The sequence below is a fragment of the Pseudomonas alloputida genome, from assembly GCF_021283545.2.
In the GTDB taxonomy this organism is placed as follows: Bacteria; Pseudomonadota; Gammaproteobacteria; order Pseudomonadales; family Pseudomonadaceae; genus Aquipseudomonas; species Aquipseudomonas alloputida.
In genome coordinates, this window is the sequence record NZ_CP128540.1 from 554,050 (window position 1) to 580,946 (window position 26,897).

Below are 26,897 nucleotides of genomic sequence, written 5' to 3' on the forward strand. Positions count from 1 at the left end.
AATTGGCCGCCACCGTGACTACCAAGAGGCGCCGGCAATGTTCCGCGCGTCCACCACCTGATCAGGAGTGCACGATGGACCTGAACCGTCGGCAGTTCTTCAAGGTCGCCGCCGTCGGCCTTGGAGGCTCGAGCCTTGCGGCGTTGGGCATGGCCCCAACGCCGGCATTCGCCGAGCAGGTGCGTCACTTCAAGCTGGCGCATACCAAAGAAACCCGTAACACCTGCCCCTACTGTTCGGTCGGCTGCGGCCTGATCCTGTACAGCCAGGGCGATGCGGGGAAGAACGTCAAACAGAACATCATCCATATCGAAGGGGACGCCGACCACCCGGTCAACCGCGGCACACTTTGCCCGAAAGGCGCCGGCTTGCTGGACTTTATCCACAGCCCGAGCCGCCTGCAGTACCCCGAGGTTCGCAAGCCGGGCAGCAAAGAGTGGGTGCGGGTCAGCTGGGACGAGGCGCTGGACCGCGTCGCCGACCTGATGAAGCAGGACCGCGATGCCAACTTCATCGAGAAGAACGCCCAAGGCCAAACGGTCAACCGCTGGCTCACCACCGGTTTTCTTGCCGCTTCCGCTGCTTCCAGCGAGGCTGGCTACCTGACCCACAAGGTCATCCGCGCAACAGGCATGCTGGGGTTCGATAACCAGGCACGTGTCTGACATGGCCCGACGGTGGCAAGTCTTGCCCCGACGTACGGCCGTGGCGCCATGACCAACCACTGGTCCGATATCGCCAACGCGAATCTGGTCCTGGTGATGGGTGGCAACGCAGCAGAAGCGCATCCGTGCGGCTTCAAGTGGGTGACCGAGGCCAAAGCGCACAACAAGGCGCGGCTGATTGTGGTCGACCCGCGGTTTACCCGTACCGCTTCGGTGGCGGACTACTACGCGCCGATCCGCACCGGCACCGACATCGCCTTCATGGGCGGGCTGATCAACTACCTGCTCAGCAACGACAAGATCCAGCACGAGTACGTGCGCAACTACACTGACGTGTCGTTCATCGTCAAAGAGAACTATGGCTTCGAGGATGGCCTGTTCAGCGGCTACGACGAGGCCAAGCGTGTGTACGCCGACAAGTCCGGCTGGGGTTACGAGCTGGGTGAGGACGGCTATGCCAAGGTCGACCCGACACTGCAGCACCCTCGCTGCGTGTTCCAGCTGATGAAGCAGCATTACAGCCGCTATACCCCGGAACTGGCGAGCATGACCTGTGGCATGCCACAGGACGCCATGATGAAGGTCTGGGAAGAGATCGCCTCCTGCTCGGTTCCGGGCAAGACCATGACGATCCTTTATGCGCTAGGTTGGACGCAGCATTCGATCGGTGCGCAGATTATCCGCAGTGCGGCCATGGTCCAGCTGTTGCTCGGCAACGTCGGCATGCCCGGTGGCGGGGTCAATGCCCTGCGCGGGCACTCCAACATCCAGGGCCTGACCGACCTCGGCCTGCTGTCCAACTCGCTGCCGGGCTACCTGACCCTGGCCGGTGACGCCGAGCAGGACTACGCCGCCTACATCGACAAGCGCGCTTCCAAGCCGCTGCGGCCTGGGCAGTTGTCGTACTGGCAGAACTACGGCAAGTTCCACGTCAGCCTGATGAAGGCCTGGTACGGCGCCAATGCCACGGCGGAAAACAACTGGGGTTATGACTGGCTGCCCAAACTCGATGTACCGGCCTACGACGTGCTGCGCATGTTCGAGATGATGGGCCAGGGCAAAGTCAATGGTTATATGTGCCAGGGCTTCAACCCGATCGCCGCGCTGCCGGACAAAAACCGCGTCACTGCAGCACTGGGCAAGCTCAAGTGGCTGGTGATCATGGACCCATTGGCCACCGAGACCTCGGAATTCTGGCGCAACGCCGGGCCGTTCAACGATGTCGACACGGCCTCTATCCAGACCGAAGTGATCCGCTTGCCCACGACCTGCTTCGCCGAGGAAGACGGCTCGCTGGTCAACAGCAGCCGCTGGCTGCAATGGCACTGGAAGGGCGCAGACGGCCCGGGCGAGACGCGTACCGACGTGCAGATCATGAGCGAGCTGTTCCTGCGCCTGCGCCAACGTTACCAGGCCGAAGGGGGGCCTATCCTGACGCGATAATGAATATCAGCTGGCCGTACAAGATCCCTGAGGAGCCCTCCCCGGAGGAGCTGGCCAAGGAGATGAACGGCTGGGCGGTGGCCGATGTCACCGACCCGACTGGCGCGGTGATCAAGGCGGGCCAGCAACTGGCGGGCTTCGGCCAGCTCAAGGACGATGGCAGCACCGCGTCTGGCTGCTGGATCTTTGCCGGTAGCTGGACCGAACAAGGCAACCAGATGGCTCGCCGCGACAACAGCGACCCGTATGGCATGCACCAGGTGCAGAACTGGGCCTGGGCCTGGCCGGCCAACCGCCGCATCCTTTACAACCGTGCCTCCAGCGACCCGCAAGGCAAGCCGTGGGACCCGGAGAAAAAGCGCCTGGTATGGTGGAACGGCAAGGCCTGGACCGGCACCGACGTGCCGGACTTCAAGGTCGACTCGCCGCCCGAGGCGGGGATGAACCCTTTCATCATGAACCCCGAAGGCGTGGCGCGTTTCTTCGCCATCGACAAGATGGCCGAAGGCCCGTTCCCCGAGCACTACGAGCCCTTCGAAACACCGATCGGCATCAACCCGCTGCACCCGCAGAACAAGAAGGCCACCAGCAACCCGGCCGGGCGCATCTTCGATTCTGTGTGGGACACCCTCGGCACGCACGGCGAGTTCCCTTATGCGGCGACCACCTACCGGCTGACCGAGCACTTCCACTTCTGGAGCAAGCATTGCCGGCTCAACGCCATTGCCCAGCCCGAGCAGTTCGTCGAAATAGGCGAGGTGCTGGCCAACGAGAAAGGCATCAAGGCCGGCGACCGGGTACGGGTGTCGAGCAAGCGTGGGCATATCGATGCGGTGGCGGTGGTGACCAAGCGGATTCGCCCGCTGCAGGTCAACAATCAGACCGTGCACCAGATCGGCATTCCGCTGCACTGGGGCTTCACCGGCGCTACCCGGCATGGCTACCTGACCAATACCTTGGTGCCGTTCCTCGGTGACGGCAACACGCAGACGCCAGAGTCCAAGTCGTTCCTCGTGAAAGTGGAGAAACTCTGATGGCCAGCCAAGACATCATCGCCCGCTCGGCCACCACTACCGTGCCGCCCTCGGTGCGTCAGCAGGAGGAGGTCGCCAAGCTGATCGACACTACCAAGTGCATCGGCTGCAAGGCCTGCCAGGTGGCGTGCTCGGAGTGGAATGAACTGCGTGACGAGGTTGGCCACAACCACGGCACCTACGACAACCCCCAGGACCTCACTGCCGAGACCTGGACACTGATGCGCTTTACCGAGCATGAGCGCGACGACGGCAACCTGGAGTGGCTGATCCGCAAGGACGGTTGCATGCACTGTGCCGACCCAGGTTGCCTGAAGGCATGCCCGAGCCCGGGCGCGATCATCAAGCACGCCAACGGTATCGTCGACTTCAACCAGGACCACTGCATCGGCTGCGGCTACTGCATCACCGGCTGCCCGTTCAACATCCCGCGTATCTCGCAGAAAGACCACAAGGCGTACAAGTGCACCCTGTGTTCCGATCGCGTGAGCGTGGGGCTGGAGCCGGCATGCGTGAAAACCTGCCCGACCGGGGCGATCGTGTTCGGCAGCAAGGACGAGATGAAAGTGCATGCGGCCGAGCGCATCGTCGATCTGAAGTCGCGGGGCTACGACAAGGCCGGGCTGTACGACCCGGACGGCGTCGGTGGTACCCACGTGATGTACGTGCTGCACCATGCCGACACGCCGAAGCTGTATGCCGGCCTGCCGGACCAGCCAGTGATCAGCCCGTTGGTAGGGTTGTGGAAGGGCTTCACCAAGCCGCTGGCGCTGTTGGCCATGGGCGCGGCGGTGCTGGCGGGGTTCTTCCACTATGTGCGGATCGGCCCACAGCGTGTCGAGGAGGATGAACACCCGACACCGCCGGACGAAAGCGTGCATCAAGTGGACCCGTCGGTCCATGTCTATGATCCGAAGCAGCCCGGTGGGCAAGGGGAGCAGCGGCCATGAACGACAACAAACCCATCCTGCGCTACAACGCCAACGAGCGTAGCAACCACTGGGCGGTGGCGATCCTGTTCATCCTGGCTGGGCTGTCGGGGCTTGCGCTGTTCCATCCGGCGCTATTCTGGCTCAGCAACCTGTTCGGCGGCGGGCCGTGGACGCGCATTCTGCATCCCTTCATCGGGGTGGCGATGTTCGTGTTTTTCCTCGGCCTGGTATTACGCTTCTGGCGGGCCAACTTCATCACCGCCAATGACCGCCTGTGGCTGCGCCGGGTGGACCGGGTAATGCGCAACGAGGAGGAGGGCGTACCGCCGATCGGCAAGTACAATGCCGGGCAGAAGCTGCTGTTCTGGACCCTGCTGGTGTGCATGCTGGTGCTGCTGGTCAGTGGCGTGGTGATCTGGCGCGCATACTTCAGCCATTGGTTTGGCATCGATGCCATTCGCTTGTCTGCGCTGCTGCATGCGCTGGCGGCCTTCGTGCTGATTCTCAGCATCATCGTGCACATCTACGCCGGCATCTGGATCAAGGGCTCGATCGGCGCCATGCTGCATGGCTGGGTCAGCCGCGCCTGGGCCCGCAAGCATCATGAGTTGTGGTACCGCGAAGTGACCGGCGACAAGACGCCGGGTGATCACGGACGAAAAGAAGGATGAGCGCTTGAGCATCATACTTGAACCCGGGCAGATCGAAGCGTCGGCAGTCACGCCGCCATTTCTGCACCTGCCCGCCGCCAACCTGTTTGAACTGCGTGCCGCGCGCCTGGAGCAACTGGCAGAGGGCAACGCGCTTGGCGACTACCTGAGGTTGATTGCGCGGTTATGCCGCATCCAGCAGCAGCTTGTGGATAACCCGCCCGGCGGCATGCCGGTGGCCGAGGCGCGTCAGCGCCTGTGCATGGATCATGGTTTGCCGCCGCTGGCGGCTGACAGCCTGGTGCGTGAAGGGCCATGGCTGGTCTGGTTGCAGGCACTGCTAGAGCACCTCAGCGGCGAAACCCGTGGCCCGATGGGTGAGGCCCTGCAGGTGCTACGAGGCAGTGATGACAATCAGCGCAAGGGCTGGGGCATTGCTTTGCTGGCAGGCCAGTACGATGGTGTGCCTGCAGCACTGGTGCCGTTTCTCGGGGCCGCGTTGCAGGCGGCCTGGTCCAGCTGGTTGCTGGCGCTGCCCGCACACCAGCTCAAGCCTGCCGGTAGCCTGGCCCAATGTCCGGCTTGTGGTTCGCCGGCGATGGCCGGGGTGGTGCGCAACCGTGGAAAGCACAACGGCTTGCGTTACCTGGCCTGTTCGTTGTGTGCCTGTGAGTGGCATGTGGTGCGGGTCAAGTGTGTGTACTGCGAGTCGAGCAAGGATTTGCGTTACACCAGCCTTGAGGATGATCGCCATGCGCCAGGCAAAGCGCCGCTGCGCGCGGAATGCTGCCCCGGGTGCGACAGCTACCTGAAGCAGAACTACCTGGAGAACGATGCGGCGGCCGAGCCGCTGGCCGATGACCTGGCCAGCCTGGCCCTGGATATACGTCTGGACGGGGAGGGCTTCCATCGCCTGGCGCCCAACCTGATGCTCGCGCCCGGTGGCGGGTGAGTGTCTACACTGAAAGATCGACTTGCCTTCTTCGCGGTCAAACCCCTGCCTACAGGTAATTGCGCCAACCCGCTGTACTTGTAGGAGCGGGTTCACCCGCGAATGGGCCAGCACAGACAACGGATCAGTCCAAGGTAGTACCGCATGTCCAACAGCCTTGCCAGCGACACCCCACGCCTGCCGTCCATCGATACCCTCCTTCGCCACCCGGCTTGCCTCCCTCTGATCGATCGCCACGGCCGTGACGCCGTGCTGAATACCCTGCGCCAGCTGCTCGACGACCTGCGCGAGCCCGCCCGTAATGGCGAACTCGGCAGCGCCGAACTGGCTCCGGAAATCCTCCTTGGCCGCAGCGGCGAACGCCTCGCCCTCCAGCAACGCAGCCAGGTTCGCCGCGTGTTCAATCTCACTGGCACCGTGCTGCACACCAACCTGGGCCGCGCCTTGCTGCCGGATGAAGCCATCGAGGCCATGCAGACCGCCGCTCGTTACCCGCTCAACCTGGAGTTCGACCTGGCCACCGGCAAACGTGGCGACCGTGATGACCTGATCGAAGGCCTGATCCGCGAGCTGACCGGTGCCGAAGCCGTCACCGTGGTCAACAACAATGCCGCCGCCGTGCTGCTAGCGCTCAACAGCCTGGGCGCGCGCAAGGAAGGCATCATCTCTCGCGGCGAGCTGATCGAGATCGGTGGTGCGTTCCGTATTCCCGACATCATGGCCCGTGCCGGCGTCAAGCTGCACGAGGTTGGCACCACCAACCGTACTCACGCCCGCGACTACGAGGCCGCCATCGGCCCGCGCACTGGCCTGCTGATGCGGGTGCATTGCAGCAATTACAGCATCCAGGGCTTCACCACCCAAGTGCCTACTGCCGAGCTGGCACGTATCGCCCACCAACATGAATTACCACTGCTTGAAGACCTGGGCAGCGGCAGCCTGCTCGACCTTACCCGCTGGGGCCTGCCCGCCGAACCCACGGTACGCCAGGCCCTGGCCGATGGTGCCGATATCGTCACCTTCAGTGGCGACAAACTGCTGGGGGGGCCGCAAGCCGGGATCATCGTCGGCCACAAGGACTTGATCACCAGGATCAAGAAAAATCCGCTCAAGCGTGCGTTGCGCGTCGACAAGATCACCCTTGCTGCACTCGAAGCGGTGCTGGCGCTGTACCGCAACCCCGATCGCCTGGCCGAGCGCCTGCCCAGCCTGCGCCTGCTGACCCGCAGCCAGGCCGAGATCCAGGCCCAGGCCGAGCGCCTGGCGCCTGAGCTCCAGGCGCGTCTCGGTGAGCAATGGGCAATCAGCGTAGAGCCCGCGTTGGGCATGATCGGCAGTGGCAGCCAGCCGGTTGCGCGCTTGCCCAGTGCCGCTCTGTGCCTGCGCCCGCAAGTGTCGAAGAAGTTGCGCGGGCGCAGCCTGCATGTGTTGGAGCGCGCCCTGCGCGACCTGCCGGTGCCGGTGCTGGGCCGCATTGACGACGATGCCCTGTGGCTGGACCTGCGCCAGCTGGATGACGAAGCCCAGTGGCTGGCCCAGTTGCCAGCCCTGCAGCTGGGGCCGGTGCAGTGATCGTTGGTACCGCTGGCCACATCGACCACGGCAAGACCGCACTGCTGCTGGCGCTGACCGGCCAGGCCGGCGACCAGCGGCAAGAAGAGCGCGCCCGCGGCATGACCATCGACCTTGGCTACCGCTATGCGGCGCTGAGCGAAGGCGCGCCGCTGACCGGCTTCATCGATGTGCCGGGCCACGAGCGCTTTATCCACAACATGCTGGCCGGCGCCCATGGCATCGACCTGGTGCTGTTGGTAGTGGCGGCCGACGACGGGGTCATGCCGCAGACCCGTGAGCACCTGGCGATCATCGAGCTGCTGGGCATTCCCCAGGCCTTGGTGGCGATCAGCAAATGCGACCGGGTCGAGCCGTCGCGTCTGGCCGAGGTGCAGATGCAAGTCAGTGAATTGCTGGCGCCTGGGCCCTATGCCGGTGCGCGGCAGTTTCCGCTGTCGAGCATCAGCGGGGAGGGCGTGGACGCGTTGCGTCAGGCCCTGCTGGAGGCCGAAGCAGGTACACGGCAGCGTAGTGTCGTCGGTGGTTTTCGCCTGGCCGTCGACCGTGCGTTTGCGGTTACCGGCGCCGGTGTGGTGGTCACCGGCACGGCACTGGCCGGGCGGGTCAGTGCGGGTGATACGTTGTTGCTGGGCAAGGCCGGCAAGGTGGTGCGCGTGCGTGGTCTGCATGCGCAGAACCAGGCCGCGTTGGTGGCAGAAGCAGGCCAACGGGTGGCGCTGAACATCGCTGCCGAGCGCCTGGCCGTGGAGCAGGTGCACCGGGGCGACTGGCTGGTGCCCGAATGGTTGCATGCGCCCAGTGTTCGGGTGGATATCGAGCTGTACCTGTTACCGGACGAGAAGCGTGCTTTCGAACATTTCAGCGCCGTGCATGTGCACCTCGGCACCCAGGATGTAACGGCCCGGGTCGCCTTGCTCGAAGGCGAAAGCCTGGCTGCCGGCCAACGCATGTTTGCCCAGTTGTTGCTCAACGCGCCGTTGCAGGCCGTGCACGGCGACCGCCTGGTGCTGCGCGATCAGCGCGCCCAACGCACACTGGGCGGCGGCAAGGTGCTCGACCCGTTCGCCCCAAGCCGCCAACGCCGCAGCGATGCCCGTCTGCAGCAGTTGCAGGTGCTGCGCGATGCAGCGGATCTGGAGCAGGCACTGCCAGCACTGCTCGCCAGTGCACCGGGCGGCATTAGCCCGCAGCGACTCGAGCGGCAGTTCAACCGCCTGCGGGAAACCTGGCAGTTACCGGATGATGTGCGGGTGGTGGCCACCCGGCAGGGCCAACTGCTGTTCGCCAACGCTCAATGGCAGGCGCTCAAGCAGCAGGTCCTGGAGCAGTTGGCGCGCTTTCACGAGCAAGAGCCCGACCAGCTTGGCCCTGACCGTGATCGCTTGCGGCGCTTTGTAGCCTTGCCTCTGGAACGGCCGGCATTCGTCAGTTTGCTGGATGAACTGCTCGACGACAGCGCCATCGCCAGCAGCGGGCCATGGCTGCATCTGCCCGATCACAAGGTACAGTTGAGCGAAGCCGACAGTGCATTGTGGGCACGTCTGCAGCCGAAGTTGATCGCAGGGCAATTTGACCCACCCTGGGTCAGGACGCTGGCGAGTGAGGAGAACTGTGCCGAAGCCGATGTGCGCCTGTTACTGCGCAAGTTGGCCCGGCTGGGCCTGGTGCATCAGGTGGTGCGCGACTTGTTCTACCCCGAGGCGACGCTGCAGCGCATGGCAGCGTTGATGCTGGGGCAGGCCAGCGAAACGCAGATAGTGCAGGTTGCCGCGTTTCGCGATATGTTGGGCATCGGTCGCAAGCGCAGTGTGCAGATTCTGGAATACTTCGACCGCATCGGCCTGACCCGGAGGGTGGCCGACCAGCGTCACATCCGCGCCGACAGCGCCCTGGCTCAACAGCACGCCAGGCACTGAGTTCAAGGAAGGCAATCGCGCCCGGTGGCGCGGCCGGGCTTCAAACCCGGTTGGGGACGGCAGCCGTTCCCGGGCAGGTTCGACTCCCGCTGCCTTCCGCCATTTTTTCACCCTTTAGGGGCTCTTCGCGGGTGAACCCGCTCCTACACAGGAAACGCAATCGTCGTAGGCGCGGGTTTACCCGCGAAGAGGCCCTCAAGGGCGCTGATCAAGCCCGCTCGCCACACAAATCCAGGACAAACCAGCGGTCTGCTGCGTCAGCATCCAACCCTGCGCCCAGTAGCGCCACCATCTTGCCCAGGGCTGCTTCACGGGTCATGCCACCGCCACTGACCAGCCCGGCTCCGCGCAAGCGGTTGCCCGCTGCATAGGTGTCGAACACCACCGAGCCTTCCGGGCACTGGCTGATAGCCGCCAGCATCACGCCGCGCTGGCGCGCTGTGCTCAGCACATTCAGCAGCGCCTGGTCATCAGATGGCCCGGTCCCGCTGCCGTAGCACTCCAGCAGCAAACCCTGCACACCGCTGTCTATCAAGGCCTGCAAATGCCCGGCCTGAAGCCCCGGGAATACTGGCACAACCGCCAGGTTGACCGGCTTGCGCGGCTGCTTGTAGCCCAGTTCGGCAGGGATCGTATCGGCCCGCTCAGCGTCACGGTGGCGTGGCAGCGCAGCAAAGGCATCGAACGCTTCGCTGCGTAGCTTCGACGCCCGACAGCCATGCAGCAGCTGCCCGTGGAAGTACAGCTGCACGCCATCTTCCAGGCCGTGTTCGAACTGGCGCAATGCGCCGCACAGGTTGTCCCAGGCATCGCTGTCCGGGACACCTGCCGGCAGCATCGAGCCGGTCAGCACTACTGGTGCTGGCAGGTCCAGCAACAGGAACGACAACGCAGCAGCGCTGTAGGCCATGCTGTCGGTACCGTGCAGCACCAACACGCCATCGTGGCCCGCGACATCCACCGCCGCGACGATGGCATCGCGCATCGCCAGCCAGTTGTGCTGTTGCATATTGGCGCTGTCGAGCAGCGGGTTCAGCTCGTGCAGTGTCCATTGCACCTGGGGTGCATTGGCCATCTGGGCAAAGTGTTCACGCATCCGTGCTTCAAAACCACCGGCCGGTGCCAGGCCTTCCGGGGTTTCGAGCATGCCGATGGTGCCACCGGTATAGAGAACGAGAAGATTCTTTACTGCGCGCATGGAAAGCATCCGTAGCGGTGAGCGGACAAAGAAAAGCCGCCCGCGGAAGGGGCGGCTGGGCAGGGGAGGATATCAGCGCTGCGTCTGAACTTGGCCGACTGCTTTGTCAGTGGCTGTTTCCACCTGCGGATTGGCAGGCCAGGCATTGCGGTCCAGGTCCAGGTCGGCAAACTTGGACGAGTCGAACACAGGCTGCTTTACACCGGCCTTGCGCTGGTCGTCGTAGTCGCGCATGACCCGCAGGCCGACCTTGAACAGCAGGGCCAGGGCCACCAGGTTGACGAAGGCCAGGCAGGTCATGGTGATGTCGGCGAAGGCGAACACGGTCGACAGGTCTTGCATCGAACCCCACACGACCAGTGCCAGCACCAGGCCACGGAACACCATCAACACTACGCGGTTACGGCTGAGGAATTGCAGGCTGTTCTCGCCGAGGTAGTAGTTGTAGAGGATGCAGGTGAAGACGAACAGCGACAGCGCCACGCTGACGAACACGCGCCCCCAGTCACCGACTACGGCGGCCAGCGAGTTCTGGGTCAGGACGATGCCGTCACCTTCGAAGCCCGGGGTGTAGAAGCCCGACAGCAAGATCAGCAAGGCGGTGCAGGTGCAGATCACGAAGGTGTCGAGGAACACGCTGAAGGCCTGGACCACGCCCTGTGCGCCCGGGTGTTTCACCGCGGCCACGGCGGCGACGTTCGGCGCGCTGCCCAGGCCTGCTTCGTTGGCGAACACGCCACGTTTCACGCCCATGACGATGGCGCTGCCGAGCAGGCCGGCAAACGCCGGGTCGAGGCCGAAGGCGCTCTTGAAGATGGTTTCCAGCATGGCTGGCACGTGTTCGATCTGGGTGCCGATCACGTACAGGGTCACGCCGATGTAGGCCAAGGTCTTGACGGGTACCAGCAGGTCCGACACCGCCGCGATGCGCTTGATGCCGCCGATGAAGGTGATGGCCAGCAGTACGGCCAGCACAATACCGGTGTGGCTTGGGTCGAAGGCAAAGGCATTCTGCAGCGAGTGGGTGACGGTGTACGACTGCAGGCCGATGAAGGCGAAGCCGTAGGTGACCAGCAGCAAGATCGAGAACACGATGGCCATGCTCTTGCGCTTCAGCCCGTGCTGGATGTAGTAGGCTGGGCCGCCACGGTACAGGCCGTCGCCATCAGCGCGCTTGTACACCTGGGCCAGGGTGCATTCGAAGAAGCTGCTGGACATGCCCACCAGTGCGGTAACCCACATCCAGAACACGGCACCAGGGCCACCCAGGGTCACTGCGATACCGACACCGGCGATGTTGCCGGCGCCCACGCGGCCGGCCAGGCTCAGCATCAGGGCCTGGAAGGAGCTCAGCTGGCCTGCCTGGCCACGCAGCGATTCCTTGAACACGCTGAACATATGGGTGAAGTGGCGGAACTGGACGAACCGGGAGCGGATGGTGAAGTAGCTACCCAGCCCGACGATCAGCACGATGAGGAGTTTCCCCGAAAGGAAATCGTTGATTACTTCGAGCATTGGAAAATGACCTCGATTCTTATTCTTCGTGTGGAAAGACCAGCGGACGGCAGGCGCACCGCTATTCGTTGGGGCGCATGGTTGGCTATGACAAGAGTGGTTACAATTTCGCGGATTGCTCTGACTTGATGCGACTTGATGCTACAATGGCGTCATTCGCGTCACCTGGATTCCGCATATGAGCGATCACTTCGCTACAAACCTCAAACTTGCCTGCAGTCACTACCGCTCTATTTCCGAAGTTTGCCGCCAGCTGTCGATCAACCGCGCGCAGTTCAACAAGTACCTGAGCGGGCAAAGCCGTCCGACGGCTTTCAACCTGAAGCGTATCGGCGACTTCTTCGGTGTCGAGGATTACGAACTGAACCTGCCCGCCGAGCAGTTCGCCCGTCTGATCGGTGCGCGGGTATCGCCCCAGGCCCAGCAACCCAGTGACCCGATCAGCGAGTTGTTCCGCCCGTTGCACGAACATGGCGGCAACCTTTCGCGCTATTGCGGTTACTACTTCGAGTACTCCAACTGCATGTCGGTGCCGGGCACGACCCTCGTGTCGCTGGTGCACCTGTGGGAAGAACGCGGCCGTTTTCTGTTCGAGCGCCAGGAACGGCAGGAGCGCTCCAGCGCCACCGATCAGCATGCCGAGGTACGCTGCCGCTACCTGGGGGCGGCGTTCCAGCTGCAGGACCGGATGTTCCTCATCGACTACGAGTCGCTGACGTTCAACGAAATGAGCCAGACCATCCTCATCCCCAGCTTCAAAAGCCGCATTACCCGGCTGAATGGCTTGAAGGCCGGCGTATCCAGCGGCGACCGGCGCAACCCAGCCTGTACCCGGGTGGTGTGGGAATACCTGGGCGAGGAGATCAATCGCATCAATGCGTATCGGCAGGTGAAACTGTACCGGCCGGATGATCCGCGCATAGATGACGATGTGCGTGAGCGATTGAGCGTGGCGCCATTGCGCAATGGTCTGTTCGAGATCGAGTAATGCTAAACGCCTTAAGCATTGTCGAGGATGAACGTTGCGACCGTGTCGGCAACCTGGTCCGCTATTGCCGGAGTACTGCGCAAATGTGCCGCGATGCCATGGTCGCAGTCGGTAAGAAACAGGCATTGCAAACGCGACGCTGGAACTGCTCGCATCAAGGCGAGGTTAACTTCTTCAGGAATCGGGCTATAGCGTTCAGTGCCGGCAAGCCACAGGTTGCCAGCGCTGGTGCCGGGGCCTTTGCCGAATCTCTGGGAGTTGAGCCCGTCGTACTCGCCGATCACCATTAATACTCTTCCACGAAACTGGTTGAGGAAGGTATAGCTATCGCTCTCCAGAAAACCGAAAGGCTTGTTGATGGCCGCAGTGAATGCCGGGCCGAACGGCGCTTGGTGGGCATGGTCTGGATAAACTGCGGGACAGATCAATACGATGCTGTCCACTTGTGGCAACTGTGCTGCAAGCTTAAGCGTAATTGCCCCGCCAAGGCTATGGCCTATGAGCGTTCGGCATCGAGGCGCGATATGCGCGTGGAAACGCTGTGCTTCATCAAGGTTCGTCGCCAGTGACGGCGCCATTGCGCCTGGCTCGCTGGCGAGGCTGTGACCTGACAGATTGCCAGTGAGTGAACCAATGCCCGCGGCTTGCAGGCGATAAAGCAGGGGGTTGAGCCGGGTAAAGTCGGAACGCGCGCCCCCCAAGACGAATGCGGGAGCTGCGCGCTCGATATCAGGTACCAGCAATCGCGCCTGTTGCTGGTAGTTTCCAAAGACTTCATTGATGAACAGCTCTTTGCCCGGGGCGGGCTCGTCAAACTGCCACTTCACGCGCTGCGGGGAAGCCATTTGAATGTGCATGGTGCTCTCTAGAAGAACTGGTTGAGCCATTCGCCGAGCGGGTTGCCGGTATCGAGCAGCAGTTTGAGTGCCATGATGCAGCAGACGCTGACCAGCAGCGGTTTTATGAGGCGCGAGCCGAAGCGAACTGCGCAGCGAGCCCCCAATTGTGCGCCCAGAAAGGCGGCGAGCGCCATTGCCAGCGCCAGCGGCCAGATGATCGCCCCGCTGAGAGAAAAGACGGATAGTGCGCCCAGGTTACAGGCCGCGTTCAAAAGCTTGCTGGTGCATACGGCTTGAATGAGGTGCTGGCCCAAGAGGACCACGCAGGCCAGCATGAAGAACGAGCCGACTCCGGGGCCGAAGATGCCGTCATAAAAGCCAATGATGGGTGCAGCCGTCACGCAGAATAGGCTGGTCGATACCTTTGCCTTGCGCGCTTGTTCATTCGGCTTTGGACTGAAGGCAAAGTAGGCGGCGATCAGGATCAGCAGTGGTGGGACGCACGCCTGCAAAACGTTTTTGGGGACAAAGTTATCGACAAGGCCCCCAGCGCCCCACCGATAAACGCCATGACAGCCATGGGACTGCCTCGTCTCCAGTCGATCATGCCTTTGCGGGCGAAGGCGCACGTAGCCGAAACCGTAGCCGAAGCTGCCTGGAACTTGTTAGTGGCGATAGCTGCCAAGGGTTCTACACCGGCAATAAACAACACCGGGAGCGTGATAAGGCCACCGCCCCCGGCAATAGCATCAAAAAAGCCGGCCATCAGTGCAACCAGTGCGAGTAGCAGAACAAACGTCAAGTCGATTTCGATCATGGAGTATTTTCCTGTGCTCAACCACGTACCAGCAGCGGGTCTTCAGCGAGCACCTTTCTCGAGTTGATCGGCGAATATACGAGCCTGAAGTGCTACTCCTTTAGCCTCCGGTCCACCCAAATCAGCAAGGGTTTGGCTTGCAAAGGCTATGGCCTGGCTTTGCTTTGGGTAGAAATCCAGGTAGGCAGCTTCCGAATGAGGCATTGAACGTTCCTTGTCGTTTTTGTGTGAAACTCCCTGGCTGGCAAGTGGGGAGTCGACTATTCAATGCAGTTATGCCGTGACGTGGTAGTCAGCCCATTCCTCGTATGTCGTAGGAAATTTCTGTCTGTGGCGGTATTGAGCGGTGAAACTGTGGAATCACGCCCTGTGGCATCGAACGGGTCCGGTGTTGGACTTCCCGGGCAGGAAACCGCAAAATGACTCTTTTTTCTCATCAACCTCTCCGGATCTGCTGACTCTATGCGTATGCGCCTAATGCTGTTGGGTGGTGGCAATGCCCTCGGGCAAGCGCTGATTCGTCTTGGGGCCGAGGAGGACATCGCTTTCCTGGCACCGCGCCCGCCCGAGAACGGCTGGGCGCCCTCAAGCCTCACTCAGCTGCTCGATGACCATCGCCCCGACGCGCTGGTCAACCTGGCCTATTACTTCGACTGGTTCCAGGCCGAGTCGGTCAGCGAGCAGCGCCTGGCTCAACAGGAGCGGGCGGTGGAGCGGTTGGCAGAGCTGTGCCAGCACCATCAGATCACCTTGGTGCAGCCCTCCAGCTACCGTGTGTTCGATGGTTCGCGGGCCACGGCCTATAGCGAAAAGGACGAGCCAGTGCCGCTGGGCTTGCGTGGCCAGGCCCTATGGCGCATCGAGCAGAGCGTGCGTGCGGCCTGCCCGCAGCATGTGTTGCTGCGCTTTGGCTGGTTGCTGGACGAGAGCATCGATGGCGCATTGGGCCGCTTCCTGACCCGTGCCGAGCAACCACAGGAGCTGCTGCTGGCCGATGATCGACGTGGCAACCCGACGCCGGTCGATGATGCCGCCCGAGTGATCCTGTCGGTGCTCAAGCAACTGGATTGCAATGCGCCGCTGTGGGGCACCTACCATTACGCCGGCAATGAGGCGACCACGCCGCTGGCGCTGGGCCAGGCGATCCTCGCCGAGGCCGGCCAATACCGCCAGCTGGCCGTTCAGGCCCCCACGCCGCAGGCCCATGCCGCGCGCCCGGATGCCAGCGAAGAGCCACAGCACGCGGTACTGGCCTGCAAGAAAATCCTTCATACCTTCGGTATCAAGCCGCGTGCCTGGCGCGCTGGCTTGCCACCTCTACTGGACCGGTTCTACCGCCATGGCTGACGCCCCCATCCTGATCACCGGCGGTGCCGGCTTCATTGGCTCCCACCTGTGCGATGCGTTGTTGGACAAAGGCTACGCCGTACGCATTCTCGACGACTTCTCCACCGGCCGGCGAAGCAATCTGCAGGTCGATCACCCACGGCTGGAACTGATCGAAGGTGATGTTGCCGATGCAGGGCTGGTCACTCAGGCTGCGGCTGGCTGCCGTGCTGTGGTGCATCTGGCGGCGGTAGCGTCGGTTCAGGCATCGGTCGAAGACCCGGTGCGTACCCACCAGAGTAACTTCATCGGTACCCTCAACGTTTGCGAAGCCATGCGCGTGCATGGCGTGCGCCGGGTGCTCTTCGCCTCCAGCGCAGCGGTGTACGGCAACAATGGTGAAGGGGAATCGATTTCCGAAGACACGCCAAAGGCGCCGTTGACCCCTTATGCCGTGGACAAGCTGGCCAGTGAGCAGTACCTGGACTTCTACCGTCGCCAGCATGGTCTGGAGCCGGTGGTGTTTCGCTTCTTCAACATCTTCGGGCCACGGCAGGACCCTTCCTCACCGTATTCCGGGGTGATCAGCATCTTCTGCGAGCGTGCTGTGCAGGGCTTGCCGATTACAGTGTTCGGTGACGGCGAACAGACCCGGGACTTCCTTTATGTGGGCGACCTGGTGCAGGTGATGGTGCAGGCACTGGAGCAGCCGCAGGTCGAGGAGGGGGCGGTGAACATCGGGCTGAACCAGGCGACCTCACTGAACCAGTTGCTGGCCGCGCTGGAGAAGGTTGTGGGGAGCTTGCCAGCGATCAGCTATGCGGCGGCGCGATCGGGTGATATCCGCCATTCGCGAGCAGATAACCAGCGGCTGTTGGCGCGGTTCGAGTTTGCGCAGGTGACGCCGATGGTTGAAGGCCTGACAAAGCTTCTCGGTAAAGGCTGAGCCCCGCGGGGCTGCTCAGCAGCCCTGACATCACCCATGCCGCACCCTTCTGCGCTGGCAATCTTCGGGATGTAAGACCCGCCCATCCTGGCCACGGACCTGCAATATTTCAAGCGCCTGCCCCGTCACGCCGTCCACCAGTTCCGAACGCGCTTCTCCCGCCTCGAACAGAAACCGCTCCCCCCACTGCCTCAAACCAACCACCACTGGAAACACCGACCGCCCTTTATCGGTCAGCACATATTCTTTATAGGCACTGCCATCCGACGCCGGCTGTGTCATCAGCAACCCACTTTCCACCAACAGCTTTAGCCGCGAGGTGAGGATGTTCTTCGCCAACCCCAGGTTCTTCTGAAATTCACTGAAACGCCGTAGGCCGTCGAAGGCATCACGCAGGATCATCAGCGCCCAACGGTCACCCAGTACCTCCAGAGCCCGGGCTACGGGGCACTGCGCATTGTTTTCATCGAGCATGGGGCAAGCCTGTCTTGATTATCTGGTTGCAGATTAAAACCACATTTGCTAAATAGCCAGCGTGTGGTTTCAAATTGAAACCAGATTCCAGAGGTTTGCCCGATGACACCTTCGCTGACACGCTGGATAACCCTGTTGCTTGCCACCACCAGCGCAATGGCGGTGGCGACGGTGTACTTCGCTCAACCGCTGCTTGAGTCGATGGCTGCTGAGTTGGGAGTGGCGCAGCAGCAGATTGGCTGGGTAGTCGGCGCGACCCAGGCGGGCTACGCCCTGGGGCTGCTACTGATTGTGCCGCTCGGGGACTTGGTCGACCGTAAACGCTTGTTGCTTGGCCAGTTGCTGTTCGCGGCGCTTGCGCTGGTCGGCGTTGGCATGGCGCCGAACTGGGCAATATTGCTGCTGGCTCTGGCGATCACCGGGTTGATGGCAGTCATGGTGCAGGTGATGGTGGCTCATGCTGCGAGCCTGGCCTCACCTGGCCAGCAAGGGCAGGCGGTAGGCACCGTCACCAGTGGTGTGGTGCTGGGTATTCTGCTGGCACGGCTGGCTTCGGGCGGGCTGGCCGACCTGGCCGGTTGGCGGAGTGTGTACCTGGCTTCCGCAGGGCTGTTGATGTTGCTGGCGCTGGTGCTGTGGCGCAGTCTGCCCGGCGGGCAGCCGATGGGGATCCGGCCGGGTTACCGGGCGCTGATCGTGGCCCAGTTCAGCTTGTATCGGCACGACCGGTTGCTGCGCCAGCGCGGTGTGTTCGGTGTGTTGATCTTCGCCGCATTCAGCGTGCTGTGGAGTGCCATGGTCATGCCACTCAGCGCTGCGCCGCTGACACTGAGCCATACCGAGATCGGCCTGTTTGGCCTGGCAGGTGTGGCGGGCACGCTGGCGGCTTCGCATGCTGGTCGTCTGGCTGACCTTGGGCGCGGTGAGTGTACGACCGGAGTGTCGTTGGCCCTGCTGACGCTATCGTGGCTGCCAACAGCGTTCGTCGAACATTCTTTGCTGGCCTTCGTGCTGGGTGTGCTGATGCTGGACTTTGCCGTGCAGGCAGTGCATGTCACCAACCAGAGCCTGTTGCTGGCCGGACGTGGTGCGATGGCTAGCCGTTTGATCGGCGCCTACATGTGTTGCTATTCGCTGGGCAGCGGTTTGGGGGCGGTGTTGGCGAGCTGGGTGTTTGCACACTGGGGCTGGGTTGCGGTGTGTGGGCTTGGCATGGGCATCAGTGCCGCCGCACTGTGCTACTGGCTATGGCTGCAACGCGCGAGGGCGGCCGAGGCCGCCCTGCAATGTTCAGGTCAGAACTTGTAGCCAAGACCGACCATGTATACCCACGGGTCGACGTCGACGTCGACCTTGGTCTTGCTGTAGCCAAGGGCGGTCGGGCCGTTGACGCTGGCCTTGGTGTCGATGTCGACGTACCAGACCGAGGCGTTTACCAGCAGGTTGTCGGTCAGCATGTAGTCCATGCCCAGTTGGCCGGCGATACCTACCGAATCCTGCAGCTTGAGGTTGCTGAAGCCTTGTTCCTTGCGTGCGCTGCTCAAGTCTTCGTCAAAGAACAGGGTGTAGTTGATACCGACGCCAGCGTACGGCTGGAAGCGCGAATTTGGCTCCATTGGGTAGTACTGCAGCGACAGCGTTGGCGGCAGTTGCTTGATGTCCGCCAGCTTGCCGTCCAGCCCGCCGCCCAGACCTTTTACGCCGACGGTGTGCTTGAACGGGGTAGCTGCCAGCAGCTCCAGGCCGATGTGGTCGGTGAGCATGTAGGCAAAGGTCAGGCCCAACTGGGTATCGCTGTCCAGGGTCGCCTTGGTGCCCGACACCTTGTTGCCGTCGAACTTGAGGTCGCCGCTGCTCTCGTTCGGGGCGGTGGTGATGGCGCCTGCGCGCAGGATCATGTCCCCCGCCTGATAGGCGTGGGCGGCAGGGGCGGCGAGCGCAAGGGCCACAAGCGAGGCACCCAGCAAGGACTTGTTCATGGAAGCTCCCAAAGGACGTTATTAATCGAGTAGTCCAATGGTACGGAGCTGGTTAAACGGAAAGTTTGACCCAGCTCAACGAAGCGTCTTCACGAATTCGAAACAGTTCTCATCTCAGCTCATAAGCGTAGATTTTCTCGGCTTCCATCTGGTAGCCGGCGTCGGCCAGCTCGCTGCTGGAAGCTTTGACCTGCATCTTTCCCTCTATCCAATAGGGCTGGTAGAGGTCTTCGACGCGCACGCCCATCTCGCTGAAAATATGCACGATCTGGTTCGGCGGTGGCGGCGGCACGTGGATGCACGCGCCATAGTAAGGGACCAGCAGGAATTCGGTGGTGCGGCCTTCTTCGCTGACCTCCAGTGGCACGATGTAGCCGGGAAGTTTGACCTGTTGGCCGTCGAGGCTTTTTACCACTGGCGCGTCGGGCGCCTGCTGGCGCGCGGGAGGTGCGGACTCGGCAGACAGCGCGTTGCTGAGCTGTGACATGTCGTGCAGCGGCGCCAGTTGTGGCGGGATGACCGGGGCACCTTCAGGGATCAGTGCGGGCCAGTCCAGCTCCTTGGGTTCGGCGGCCCATAGAGGCATCGCTACCAGCAACAGCAAGGCCAGCAGCATGTGCATTGCCGGCCTCTTCGCGGGCATGCCCGCTCCCACAGGTACTGCACAAGCTCCAAAGCCTGCGGGGCTCCCTGTGGGAGCGGGCGTGCCCGCGAAGCAGGCGGTGAGGTGTTTGATCATTACGCGCACTCAGAGGTGTATGGACAGGCCGTCAGCCAGCGATTGCCGGTAAGCCCGCCACGCCGGCACGCTGCCCATCAGCAACGCGGCCCCCAGGATGATAGCCAGCAAGGTCCATTCATGGGTACTCGGCAGAGCCAGTGGCAAGTACAAACCATAGTTGGCCTGCACATATCCCTGTGCCAGGGCGATACCCGCATATAGCAAGCCAAGCCCGGCCACGATCCCGACCGAGGCCAGTGACAGTGCTTCCAGTACCAGCAACCCCGCAATATGCCAAGGCCGGGCCCCGACCGAACGCAAGATCGCCATTTCCCGGCGGCGTTCGTTGAGGCTGGTGAGAATCGCCGTGAGCATGCCGATCAAACCGGTCAGCACCACGAATAGCGACACCACGAACAATGCCTGTTCCGCAGTGCCCATCAGGCTCCACAGTTCCTGCAGGGCGACCCCAGGTAGGATCGCCAGCAACGGCTCGCTGCGGTACTCGTTGATCTCTCGCTGCAAACTGAAGGTTGCGATCTTGCTGTTCAGGCCAAGCATGAACGCAGTGATGGCGGCAGGTTGCAGGTCCATGGTACGGGCCTGTTCGGCGCTGATGCGCCCGGCGCCACGGGCGGGTACGCCGTTGTGCCAGTCGATATGGATCGCCTCCATTCCGCCCAGGCTGATATGCAGGGTGCGGTCGACGGGGGTGCCGGTGCGCTTGAGTACGCCGACCACGGTAAACGGCTTGTCGTCGTGCTTGACCAGACTGATTGCGGCCACGCCGTGGGCCAGCACCAGCTTGTCACCCAGCTTGTAGTGCAATGCCTCGGCCACTTCAGCGCCGAGCACTACCTCGAACGGGTCGTTGGCAAACTCACGCCCCTGGCTCAGTTGCAGATGCTGGCGGCGGCCGTACTGATAATGGCTGAAGTAATCCGTGGTGGTGCCCATCACTCTGTAGCCGCGGTGCGAGTCGCCCAGCGAGATCGGGATTGCCCACTTCACCCGTGGGTCCTGTGCATAGTGCTGGAAGCTGTCCCAGCGGATGTTATTGGTCGCGTTGCCAATGCGGAACACCGAATACAGCAGCAGGTTCACCGAGCCGGAGCGTGCACCGACTATCAGGTCGGTGCCGCTGATGGTGCTGGCGAAGCTGGCACGGGCTTCGGTACGGACCCGCTCAACAGCCAGCAGCAGGCACACCGACAGGGCAATGGCAAAGGCGGTCAGAAACGCAGTGAATCGGCGGTTGGCCAGGCTGGCCAAGGCAAGGCGGAGCAGGTACATCAGGCCTCCCGGGGCTTGGCGGCGCGGTTCAGTTCGGCAAGCGACAGGTGGCGGTCGAACAGCGGCGCCAGGCTCTGGTCGTGGCTGACGAACAGCAGGCTGGCACCGGCGGCGCGGCACTCATCGAACAGCAGGCGGATGAATGCTTCGCGCGTGTCCGCATCCAGTGCCGAGGTCGGTTCGTCGGCGATCACCAGTTCAGGCTGGCCGATCAGTGCGCGGGCGGCGGCGACCCGCTGCTGCTGGCCGATCGACAGGCTGTCGGCGCGGCGGGCGAGCATGGCAGGGTCGCCCAGGCCCAGGTGGGTCAGCAGCGTGCTGGCCGCCTGGTCAACACTGCCATGGCGCTGCTCGGCGCGTGCCTTGCGGCTGCGCGAGAAGCGGCAGGGCAGTTCGACGTTTTCACGTACCGAGAGGAACGGCAGCAGGTTGAACTGCTGGAAGATATACCCTGTGTGATCGACCCGAAAGCGGTCGCGGGCGCCCTGGCTCAGGCTGCCGAGGTCCTGACCGAGCAACTGGATGCGGCCCTGGACCGGCACGTTCACCCCGCCCAGCAGGCCCAGCAAGGTCGTCTTGCCACTGCCGCTGGGGCCCTTGAGGAACAGTGCTTCACCAGCGTCCAGGCGCAATGCCGGAATATCCAGCAGCGGCGGGTGACCTGGCCAGGCGAACACCAGGTCATGCAGATCGATCAACGGCTGGTTCATTCAGAAGGCGACCGCTGCCTTGGTTGGCGTGGTTTCCACGCCTTTCTGGCCATTGGGGCCGATCAGTTGCACGTTGATTTTCTGGGTGGCGGGGAAGGCCTTGAACAGCGGCGCCAGGTCCAGCTGTGTGAGTTTGTCGGGGTTGGCGCAAGTCAGCTGATAGTGGGCGCCGATGTCGCTGTGCTGATGGTCGTGTTCATGTTCGTGCTCGTCACCATCGTCGTCGGCCTTCGCTGCGTCACCGAACAGAGGGCTTTCCAGCGCCTGCTGCTCTTCCTTGCAGTCCGCGGCAGCAGAAAGGCCGAACAGCTTCAGGGGTTGTTCAAGCTGCTGGCGCACAGCGGCGACTTTGGCCTTGTCGGCATCGCTGCTGGCGGCATGCTCGAAGCCGACCAGGTTCATTGCCGGGCTGTCCAGCTCCAGTTCCAGGGTATTGCCATCGAGTACTGCGTTGAGCTTGGCTACGCCATGCTCGTGGGCGCCGAGGGAGCCGTGGGCGTGGTCATGATCATGGTCATCGTGAGCATGGGCCACGGCCAGTGGCAGCAAAGCGAAGGGCAGGGCGAGCAGCAGGCGACACATGGACGACTCCGGAGCGGGCTGAAAGATAGGGTTATGTTATAACAAGATTTCGGCGCGCCGCCAGCCTGCGTGGCGCATCTTTCATGTTGCGGTAGCATGGCTGCATTGACGTGGGTTCAAGGAATGCATCATGAGAATTCGTGGACAGATTGGTGACTGGCCGGTGGACCTGACCATCGAGCTTACGCCTGAAGAGTGGGCGCAACTGGGGCGACAGACCGAGGTGCCGGTGGTAGCCCAGGCTGCGGCGACCGCTGCGGTGGCCGGGCCGCGCCAAAATGACGCTCAGTGGGCTGCGGCGCGTGATGTGTTGCGTCTGGCAGGACAGATGAGCGGGCCGGAATTGCTGGACCGCCTGGAAGGGCTGGCAGGGAGTACGGCGGCGGGCAAGCGGCTGCTGGTGCGCTTGCGGCACAGCAGTGAGGTCAAGGTGGAGAGTGGCGTGGATGCGCCCGTTTATCACTGGGTAGGGTGAGCGCTGTCTTGCTTGAAAATTGAAACGCCTGCGCGGTCACCCGTAGGAGCGGGTTTACCCGCGAACACCGGCAGAGCCGGTGCCATCCACTGTGTTGGTTTCTTCGCGGGCATGCCCGCTCCAACAGGTCCAGCGCAGGCTTCAAGGTCACTCAGAACATCGCCGCCGACAGCTTGCGACGATAAACACCAACCAGCGGGTGATCGCCACCCAGCAACTCGAACACCTGCAACAGCGCCTTCTGCGGCAGCCCGTTCTCGTAGCCACGGTTACGCTGGAACAGCTTCAGCAGACCTTCCAGCGCCGCCTCGTACTGCTGGCGAGCCAGTTGCTGAATGCTCAGCTGATAAGCCGCCTCGTCGTCTTGCGGGTTCTGCGCCAGACGGCTTTTAAGGTCAGCCACTTCCGGCAGGCTGGCAGCCTGGCGCAGGAAGGTCAGCTGGGCCTTGGCACCGGCCAGCGCAGCTTTGTGTTCGTCAGTCTTGACTGCATCCAGCACCACTTGCGCTTCGCCCAGCTCGCCACGCTCGGCCAGGCAGCGGGCATACAGGATCAGCGCCTCGGCATTGCTGTTGTCCTCACCCAGCAGCGCCTGTAGCAGCGTTTCGGTTTCGGCAAAACGGCTTTCGGCAAACAGTGCCTTTGCCTGCTCCAGTGGCGCGGCGGTGGGCGCGGCGGGCATTTGTACATGCGGCTCGAGCATGGCGCGGATCGCCGATTCCGGTTGTGCCCCGGCAAAACCGTCCACCGGCTGGCCGTCCTTGAACAGCACCACTGTCGGCAGGCTACGGATGCCGAACTGGGCAACCACCTGTTGCTCCACGTCGCAGTTGATCTTGGCCAGCAGCAGTTCGCCCTGGTAACCCTCGGCAATCTTTGCCAGCAAAGGCATCAGCGCCTTGCACGGCGCGCACCACTCGGCCCAGAAGTCCACCAGCACCGGCTTGTGGAAGGAGTTCTCGATCACCAGTTGCTGGAAGTTGGTATCGGTGGCGTCGAAAATGTAAGGCGTGTCTTGGGTCATCGCGACTCTCGCAAACTCGTGTATGGCTCCACTATAAGGTGTCGCGGCTGGCGTGGTACAGGCTGACCCGGCGGAATTCGTGTGGCTCGGCCAGGTCCGGCAGGGTCAGTGCTTCGAGCACGCCCAATTGCTGGTACAACGGGTGGCTAAAGTCGCGTACCCGCGAGTCGGCCACCAAGGCCTGCCGACCGCGGCTCAGGAAGGCATCCAGCAGCGGCAGGTTGGCGCGGTCGTACAGCACATCGGCAACCAGGATCAGGTCGAAACGGTCTTCCTCGGCAAAAAAATCGCTGCTGTAGCTTAGTGTCACCCCGTTCAGTGCTGCATTCGCACGGCAGGCAGCGAGGGCCAGCGGGTCGAGGTCGCAGGCCACCACTTCCCGTGCACCGGCGCGTGCAGCAGCAATGCCGGCGATACCAGAGCCGGCGCCAAAGTCCAGCACGCGCTTGCCTGCCACCCATTCCGGGCGTTCGGCCAGGTAGCGGGCCATTGCCAGCCCACTGGCCCAGCAGAAGCTCCAATAGGGAGGTTCTTCAAGAATGCGCCGGGTTTCTTCGCTGCTGAAGGCGCGATCCATGTTCTGATCGTCGATCAGCCATAGCTTCAGGTCACAGTCGGGCAGTTCGCTGACGATCAGGCGTGCTTCGCCGATCAGGCCGCTGAGGGCCTGTTGCAGGGCCAGCGGCATCACTTAAGGCGCCTTTTCGAAACGCAGCGGGCCGGTGGCCTGGGTTTGTGCCTGGGTAATGCGCACCGGGGGCAGGTGCATGATCAGCTGGCCGGAGTTGCTGGCGCGGCCACGCAGTTCGACCCGGGCACCGGGCGGGAAGGCTTCGGGGTTGAAACGCAGGTGGTAGGGCAGCGCCTGGCCGGTACCGGTCAGGTTGCTGCTGGCCAGCAGGCGCTGCGGGCGGTCGCGTTCGTCGATCACCAGCAAGGCCAGTTCCACCTCGGCACCCGCCGGGATTTCCAGCAAGGTGCCGCTCAGCTCGCGCTGGTAGGCCGGCAACGGGCCCGGTACTTCGGCCTTGGCCGAGGGGGCTGGCGCGGGCGCCGGGTTGTCGGTCTTTGGCCTGTCGCTGCCGCAGGCGGCAAGCAAAGCGGCGCAGCACAGCACGACGAGCGCTCGGTAGTGCATGGGGGAGTCCTTCACGGGCATATTTCCCATGGATGTTAACCCCTTTGGCTTGTCTTGCCAGTGCAATGCGCTACCATGGCCCTCCCTTTTTTTGTTGCCTGCCACCATGCACTGTCCCTTTTGCGGTGCCAACGACACCAAGGTCATCGACTCTCGCCTCGTCGCCGAGGGCGAGCAGGTGCGCCGCCGCCGTGAATGCGTGGCCTGCGGCGAGCGCTTCACCACCTTCGAAACCGCCGAGCTGGTGCTGCCCCGGCTGATCAAGCAGGACGGCACGCGCCAGCCCTTCGACGAAGAAAAGCTGCGCGCTGGCATGCAACGGGCCCTGGAAAAGCGTCCGGTCAGCGTCGAGCGCCTGGAAGCTGCGCTGGCGCACATCAAGAGCCGGCTGCGTGCGACGGGCGAGCGCGAAGTCAAATCGCTGGTGGTCGGTGAAATGGTCATGGCCGAGTTGCGCAAACTCGATGAAGTGGCCTATATCCGCTTTGCCTCGGTGTACCGGCGCTTCCAGGACCTCGACGAGTTCCGCGAAGAAATCGACCGCCTGGCCCGTGAGCCAGCTAAAGAGTGAACATGCCCAGCCAAGCCGCCATCCTTGACGCCCACTACATGGCCCGTGCGCTGGAGCTGGCGCGTAAAGGCCTGTACACCACCCACCCGAACCCGCGCGTAGGCTGCGTGATCGTGCGTGATGGCGAAGTGGTTGGCGAAGGCTGGCACGTTCGCGCCGGCGAGCCCCATGCCGAAGTGCATGCCCTGCGTCAGGCCGGTGAACTTGCCCGAGGTGCTTGTGCCTATGTCACCCTGGAACCATGCAGCCACCATGGCCGTACGCCGCCGTGTGCCGAAGCGCTGGTCAAGGCCGGTGTGGCGCGTGTAGTCGCAGCCATGCAGGACCCTAACCCGCAAGTGGCGGGACAGGGCCTGCGGCGCCTGGCCGAAGCCGGAATCGAAGTGGCCAGCGGGGTGCTCGAAGCCGAGGCCCGCGCCCTCAACCCAGGCTTCCTCAAGCGTATGGAGCACGGCCTGCCGTTCGTTCGCGCCAAGCTGGCCATGAGCCTGGACGGCCGCACCGCCATGGCCAGTGGTGAAAGCCAGTGGATCACCGGCCCGGCCGCCCGCTCAGCCGTGCAGCGCTTGCGCGCCCGCTCCAGCGTGGTGCTGACCAGCGCCGCCAGCGTGCTGGCAGACAACGCACGCATGACCGTGCGTGGTGCCGAGCTGGGCCTGGATGCCGAAACTACTGCCCTGGCTCTTAGCCGCACACCCTTGCGGGTGCTGGTCGATGGCCGTCTGCGCCTGCCCCTGGCGGCGCCGTTCTTCCAGGCCGGCCCGGCTCTGGTGGTGACTGCTGTCGCAGATGACCCGCGCTATGCCGCTGCCGGCCACGAATTGCTCAGCTTGCCGGGCGACAATGGCCAGGTCGACCTGGGGGCGCTGCTTCACGCTCTGGCCGCCCGCGGCGTCAACGAAATCCTGCTGGAAGCCGGTGCCGGCCTGGTCGGTGCCTTCGCACGGCAAGGCCTGGTCGACGAATACCAGCTGTTCGTCGCTGGCACCTTCCTCGGCTCCCAGGCCCGGCCGCTACTGGACTGGCCGATGGACAAGATGAGCGAAGCACCACGGCTGAAAATTACCGAAATGCGCGCAGTGGGCGATGACTGGCGGGTCACGGCCATCCCCCTGCCAGCGCCCGGCGTATAAT

General features: G+C 63.1%; 25 protein-coding genes, 1 tRNA gene and 2 pseudogenes. 14 read left to right on the forward strand and 14 right to left on the reverse strand.

Annotation, left to right across the window (positions count from 1 at the left end; all coding sequences use genetic code 11):
- Nucleotides 1-74: 74 nt before the first annotated feature.
- The 7 genes and pseudogenes from fdnG to LU682_RS02520 all read left to right on the forward strand — a co-directional run bounded on the left by fdnG (nucleotide 75) and on the right by LU682_RS02520 (nucleotide 9,269).
- A pseudogene (gene fdnG, locus LU682_RS02490) lies at nucleotides 75-3,142 on the forward strand (formate dehydrogenase-N subunit alpha).
- Nucleotides 3,142-4,092, forward strand: coding sequence for a formate dehydrogenase subunit beta (fdxH, locus tag LU682_RS02495; RefSeq protein ID WP_003255436.1), 951 nt, complete (start codon nucleotides 3,142-3,144; stop codon nucleotides 4,090-4,092). Before fdnG ends, fdxH begins: the two are co-directional and overlap by 1 nt.
- On the forward strand, nucleotides 4,089-4,745 hold the full coding sequence (locus LU682_RS02500; protein ID WP_010951783.1) for a formate dehydrogenase subunit gamma: 657 nt from the start codon (nucleotides 4,089-4,091) through the stop codon (nucleotides 4,743-4,745). The genes fdxH and LU682_RS02500 overlap by 4 nt, the downstream gene beginning before the upstream one ends.
- Before the next feature lie 4 nt (nucleotides 4,746-4,749).
- The gene (fdhE, locus tag LU682_RS02505) at nucleotides 4,750-5,676 is read left to right on the forward strand and encodes a formate dehydrogenase accessory protein FdhE (RefSeq protein WP_047605320.1); all 927 of its coding nucleotides are present in this window, start codon (nucleotides 4,750-4,752) and stop codon (nucleotides 5,674-5,676) included.
- Nucleotides 5,677-5,820: 144 nt separating this feature from the next.
- On the forward strand, nucleotides 5,821-7,248 hold the full coding sequence (gene selA / locus LU682_RS02510) for an L-seryl-tRNA(Sec) selenium transferase (RefSeq protein ID WP_010951785.1): 1,428 nt from the start codon (nucleotides 5,821-5,823) through the stop codon (nucleotides 7,246-7,248).
- Nucleotides 7,245-9,167, forward strand: coding sequence for a selenocysteine-specific translation elongation factor (selB, locus tag LU682_RS02515; protein WP_010951786.1), 1,923 nt, complete (start codon nucleotides 7,245-7,247; stop codon nucleotides 9,165-9,167). Before selA ends, selB begins: the two co-directional genes overlap by 4 nt.
- A gap of 6 nt (nucleotides 9,168-9,173) precedes the next feature.
- A tRNA-Sec gene (locus LU682_RS02520) sits at nucleotides 9,174-9,269 on the forward strand.
- A 106-nt stretch (nucleotides 9,270-9,375) separates the two neighbouring features.
- Here the strand turns inward: LU682_RS02520 and LU682_RS02525 are convergent.
- Nucleotides 9,376-10,374 carry an asparaginase gene (locus tag LU682_RS02525; protein WP_079732569.1) on the reverse strand — a complete coding sequence of 333 codons (999 nt, stop codon included), beginning with the start codon at nucleotides 10,372-10,374 and terminating at the stop codon, nucleotides 9,376-9,378.
- Between the two features lie 63 nt (nucleotides 10,375-10,437).
- A complete protein-coding gene (locus LU682_RS02530) occupies nucleotides 10,438-11,880 on the reverse strand; it encodes an alanine/glycine:cation symporter family protein (RefSeq protein ID WP_010951788.1) in 1,443 nt (480 codons plus the stop codon).
- A gap of 178 nt (nucleotides 11,881-12,058) precedes the next feature.
- On the opposite strand from LU682_RS02530, the gene LU682_RS02535 reads away from it, so the two are divergent.
- Nucleotides 12,059-12,868 (forward strand): helix-turn-helix domain-containing protein, encoded by an 810-nt coding sequence (locus tag LU682_RS02535; RefSeq protein ID WP_003255426.1) that lies wholly within the window; start codon nucleotides 12,059-12,061, stop codon nucleotides 12,866-12,868.
- 11 nt (nucleotides 12,869-12,879) lie between these two features.
- Here the strand turns inward: LU682_RS02535 and LU682_RS02540 are convergent, their stop codons facing one another.
- The 3 genes and pseudogenes from LU682_RS02540 to LU682_RS02550 form a co-directional block, all read right to left on the reverse strand.
- Nucleotides 12,880-13,725: an alpha/beta hydrolase gene (locus tag LU682_RS02540; protein WP_049588011.1), complete on the reverse strand. Its 846-nt coding sequence runs from the start codon at nucleotides 13,723-13,725 to the stop codon at nucleotides 12,880-12,882.
- An 8-nt stretch (nucleotides 13,726-13,733) separates the two neighbouring features.
- A pseudogene (locus LU682_RS02545) lies at nucleotides 13,734-14,524 on the reverse strand (TSUP family transporter).
- 42 nt (nucleotides 14,525-14,566) lie between these two features.
- The gene (locus tag LU682_RS02550; protein ID WP_154070664.1) at nucleotides 14,567-14,728 is read right to left on the reverse strand and encodes a hypothetical protein; all 162 of its coding nucleotides are present in this window, start codon (nucleotides 14,726-14,728) and stop codon (nucleotides 14,567-14,569) included.
- 258 nt (nucleotides 14,729-14,986) lie between these two features.
- On the opposite strand from LU682_RS02550, the gene LU682_RS02555 reads away from it, so the two are divergent.
- Together LU682_RS02555 and LU682_RS02560 are read left to right on the forward strand one after the other, a co-directional pair.
- The gene (locus LU682_RS02555) at nucleotides 14,987-15,871 is read left to right on the forward strand and encodes a sugar nucleotide-binding protein (protein ID WP_003255419.1); all 885 of its coding nucleotides are present in this window, start codon (nucleotides 14,987-14,989) and stop codon (nucleotides 15,869-15,871) included.
- On the forward strand, nucleotides 15,864-16,796 hold the full coding sequence (locus LU682_RS02560; RefSeq protein ID WP_010951790.1) for an NAD-dependent epimerase/dehydratase family protein: 933 nt from the start codon (nucleotides 15,864-15,866) through the stop codon (nucleotides 16,794-16,796). Before LU682_RS02555 ends, LU682_RS02560 begins: the two co-directional genes overlap by 8 nt.
- Before the next feature lie 30 nt (nucleotides 16,797-16,826).
- Here LU682_RS02560 and LU682_RS02565 read toward each other — a convergent pair whose 3' ends face one another.
- Nucleotides 16,827-17,270, reverse strand: a complete 444-nt coding sequence (locus LU682_RS02565) for a winged helix-turn-helix transcriptional regulator (protein WP_010951791.1) — start codon at nucleotides 17,268-17,270, stop codon at nucleotides 16,827-16,829.
- 102 nt (nucleotides 17,271-17,372) lie between these two features.
- Here LU682_RS02565 and LU682_RS02570 point away from each other — a divergent pair, with 102 nt between their 5' ends.
- Complete coding sequence (locus LU682_RS02570) at nucleotides 17,373-18,578, forward strand: MFS transporter (protein WP_010951792.1); 1,206 nt, start codon at nucleotides 17,373-17,375, stop codon at nucleotides 18,576-18,578.
- Here the strand turns inward: LU682_RS02570 and LU682_RS02575 are convergent.
- From LU682_RS02575 to LU682_RS02595, 5 genes are all read right to left on the reverse strand, one after another.
- Nucleotides 18,566-19,249 carry an OmpW/AlkL family protein gene (locus LU682_RS02575; RefSeq protein WP_010951793.1) on the reverse strand — a complete coding sequence of 228 codons (684 nt, stop codon included), beginning with the start codon at nucleotides 19,247-19,249 and terminating at the stop codon, nucleotides 18,566-18,568. The two genes, LU682_RS02570 and LU682_RS02575, sit on opposite strands and share 13 nt — an antisense overlap.
- A 109-nt stretch (nucleotides 19,250-19,358) precedes the next feature.
- Nucleotides 19,359-19,871, reverse strand: a complete 513-nt coding sequence (locus LU682_RS02580) for a DUF3299 domain-containing protein (protein WP_020191397.1) — start codon at nucleotides 19,869-19,871, stop codon at nucleotides 19,359-19,361.
- Nucleotides 19,872-19,997: 126 nt separating this feature from the next.
- Entirely contained in the window at nucleotides 19,998-21,263 is a 1,266-nt protein-coding gene (locus tag LU682_RS02585; RefSeq protein ID WP_010951795.1) for an ABC transporter permease, read from the reverse strand.
- Nucleotides 21,263-21,973 carry an ABC transporter ATP-binding protein gene (locus LU682_RS02590; RefSeq protein ID WP_010951796.1) on the reverse strand — a complete coding sequence of 237 codons (711 nt, stop codon included), beginning with the start codon at nucleotides 21,971-21,973 and terminating at the stop codon, nucleotides 21,263-21,265. The genes LU682_RS02585 and LU682_RS02590 overlap by 1 nt, the downstream gene beginning before the upstream one ends.
- The gene (locus LU682_RS02595; RefSeq protein WP_010951797.1) at nucleotides 21,974-22,555 is read right to left on the reverse strand and encodes a DUF2796 domain-containing protein; all 582 of its coding nucleotides are present in this window, start codon (nucleotides 22,553-22,555) and stop codon (nucleotides 21,974-21,976) included.
- Between the two features lie 130 nt (nucleotides 22,556-22,685).
- Here LU682_RS02595 and LU682_RS02600 point away from each other — a divergent pair, with 130 nt between their 5' ends.
- Complete coding sequence (locus tag LU682_RS02600) at nucleotides 22,686-23,030, forward strand: hypothetical protein (RefSeq protein ID WP_010951798.1); 345 nt, start codon at nucleotides 22,686-22,688, stop codon at nucleotides 23,028-23,030.
- 151 nt (nucleotides 23,031-23,181) lie between these two features.
- Here LU682_RS02600 and trxA read toward each other — a convergent pair whose 3' ends face one another.
- Genes trxA through LU682_RS02615 form a run of 3 tightly spaced genes read right to left on the reverse strand, consistent with a single transcriptional unit; the run spans nucleotide 23,182 to nucleotide 25,192 of the window.
- Nucleotides 23,182-24,054, reverse strand: coding sequence for a thioredoxin (gene trxA / locus LU682_RS02605; RefSeq protein WP_010951799.1), 873 nt, complete (start codon nucleotides 24,052-24,054; stop codon nucleotides 23,182-23,184).
- A gap of 31 nt (nucleotides 24,055-24,085) precedes the next feature.
- Nucleotides 24,086-24,742 carry a class I SAM-dependent methyltransferase gene (locus LU682_RS02610; protein ID WP_049588009.1) on the reverse strand — a complete coding sequence of 219 codons (657 nt, stop codon included), beginning with the start codon at nucleotides 24,740-24,742 and terminating at the stop codon, nucleotides 24,086-24,088.
- 3 nt (nucleotides 24,743-24,745) lie between these two features.
- The gene (locus tag LU682_RS02615; RefSeq protein WP_020191400.1) at nucleotides 24,746-25,192 is read right to left on the reverse strand and encodes a YbaY family lipoprotein; all 447 of its coding nucleotides are present in this window, start codon (nucleotides 25,190-25,192) and stop codon (nucleotides 24,746-24,748) included.
- Nucleotides 25,193-25,298: 106 nt separating this feature from the next.
- Here LU682_RS02615 and nrdR point away from each other — a divergent pair, with 106 nt between their 5' ends.
- Entirely contained in the window at nucleotides 25,299-25,763 is a 465-nt protein-coding gene (gene nrdR / locus LU682_RS02620) for a transcriptional regulator NrdR (protein WP_003255402.1), read from the forward strand.
- Between the two features lie 2 nt (nucleotides 25,764-25,765).
- The gene (gene ribD / locus LU682_RS02625) at nucleotides 25,766-26,896 is read left to right on the forward strand and encodes a bifunctional diaminohydroxyphosphoribosylaminopyrimidine deaminase/5-amino-6-(5-phosphoribosylamino)uracil reductase RibD (RefSeq protein WP_049588007.1); all 1,131 of its coding nucleotides are present in this window, start codon (nucleotides 25,766-25,768) and stop codon (nucleotides 26,894-26,896) included.
- The last annotated feature ends 1 nt before the right edge of the window (nucleotide 26,897 follow it).

What these genes read in the sequence shown, in the direction of transcription:
- trxA (WP_010951799.1), bottom strand. Translation starts at nt 24,054, where the DNA reads ATGACCCAAGACACGCCTTACATTTTCGACGCCACCGATACCAACTTC.
- LU682_RS02585 (WP_010951795.1), bottom strand. Translation starts at nt 21,263, where the DNA reads ATGTACCTGCTCCGCCTTGCCTTGGCCAGCCTGGCCAACCGCCGATTC.
- fdxH (WP_003255436.1), top strand. Translation starts at nt 3,142, where the DNA reads ATGGCCAGCCAAGACATCATCGCCCGCTCGGCCACCACTACCGTGCCG.
- LU682_RS02565 (WP_010951791.1), bottom strand. Translation starts at nt 17,270, where the DNA reads ATGCTCGATGAAAACAATGCGCAGTGCCCCGTAGCCCGGGCTCTGGAG.
- ribD (WP_049588007.1), top strand. Translation starts at nt 25,766, where the DNA reads ATGCCCAGCCAAGCCGCCATCCTTGACGCCCACTACATGGCCCGTGCG.
- LU682_RS02595 (WP_010951797.1), bottom strand. Translation starts at nt 22,555, where the DNA reads ATGTGTCGCCTGCTGCTCGCCCTGCCCTTCGCTTTGCTGCCACTGGCC.
- LU682_RS02530 (WP_010951788.1), bottom strand. Translation starts at nt 11,880, where the DNA reads ATGCTCGAAGTAATCAACGATTTCCTTTCGGGGAAACTCCTCATCGTG.
- LU682_RS02570 (WP_010951792.1), top strand. Translation starts at nt 17,373, where the DNA reads ATGACACCTTCGCTGACACGCTGGATAACCCTGTTGCTTGCCACCACC.
- LU682_RS02575 (WP_010951793.1), bottom strand. Translation starts at nt 19,249, where the DNA reads ATGAACAAGTCCTTGCTGGGTGCCTCGCTTGTGGCCCTTGCGCTCGCC.
- LU682_RS02610 (WP_049588009.1), bottom strand. Translation starts at nt 24,742, where the DNA reads ATGCCGCTGGCCCTGCAACAGGCCCTCAGCGGCCTGATCGGCGAAGCA.
- LU682_RS02550 (WP_154070664.1), bottom strand. Translation starts at nt 14,728, where the DNA reads ATGCCTCATTCGGAAGCTGCCTACCTGGATTTCTACCCAAAGCAAAGC.
- LU682_RS02580 (WP_020191397.1), bottom strand. Translation starts at nt 19,871, where the DNA reads ATGCACATGCTGCTGGCCTTGCTGTTGCTGGTAGCGATGCCTCTATGG.
- LU682_RS02615 (WP_020191400.1), bottom strand. Translation starts at nt 25,192, where the DNA reads ATGCACTACCGAGCGCTCGTCGTGCTGTGCTGCGCCGCTTTGCTTGCC.
- LU682_RS02590 (WP_010951796.1), bottom strand. Translation starts at nt 21,973, where the DNA reads ATGAACCAGCCGTTGATCGATCTGCATGACCTGGTGTTCGCCTGGCCA.
- LU682_RS02560 (WP_010951790.1), top strand. Translation starts at nt 15,864, where the DNA reads ATGGCTGACGCCCCCATCCTGATCACCGGCGGTGCCGGCTTCATTGGC.
- LU682_RS02600 (WP_010951798.1), top strand. Translation starts at nt 22,686, where the DNA reads ATGAGAATTCGTGGACAGATTGGTGACTGGCCGGTGGACCTGACCATC.
- LU682_RS02535 (WP_003255426.1), top strand. Translation starts at nt 12,059, where the DNA reads ATGAGCGATCACTTCGCTACAAACCTCAAACTTGCCTGCAGTCACTAC.
- selA (WP_010951785.1), top strand. Translation starts at nt 5,821, where the DNA reads ATGTCCAACAGCCTTGCCAGCGACACCCCACGCCTGCCGTCCATCGAT.
- LU682_RS02500 (WP_010951783.1), top strand. Translation starts at nt 4,089, where the DNA reads ATGAACGACAACAAACCCATCCTGCGCTACAACGCCAACGAGCGTAGC.
- LU682_RS02525 (WP_079732569.1), bottom strand. Translation starts at nt 10,374, where the DNA reads ATGCTTTCCATGCGCGCAGTAAAGAATCTTCTCGTTCTCTATACCGGT.
- LU682_RS02555 (WP_003255419.1), top strand. Translation starts at nt 14,987, where the DNA reads ATGCGTATGCGCCTAATGCTGTTGGGTGGTGGCAATGCCCTCGGGCAA.
- nrdR (WP_003255402.1), top strand. Translation starts at nt 25,299, where the DNA reads ATGCACTGTCCCTTTTGCGGTGCCAACGACACCAAGGTCATCGACTCT.
- LU682_RS02540 (WP_049588011.1), bottom strand. Translation starts at nt 13,725, where the DNA reads ATGCACATTCAAATGGCTTCCCCGCAGCGCGTGAAGTGGCAGTTTGAC.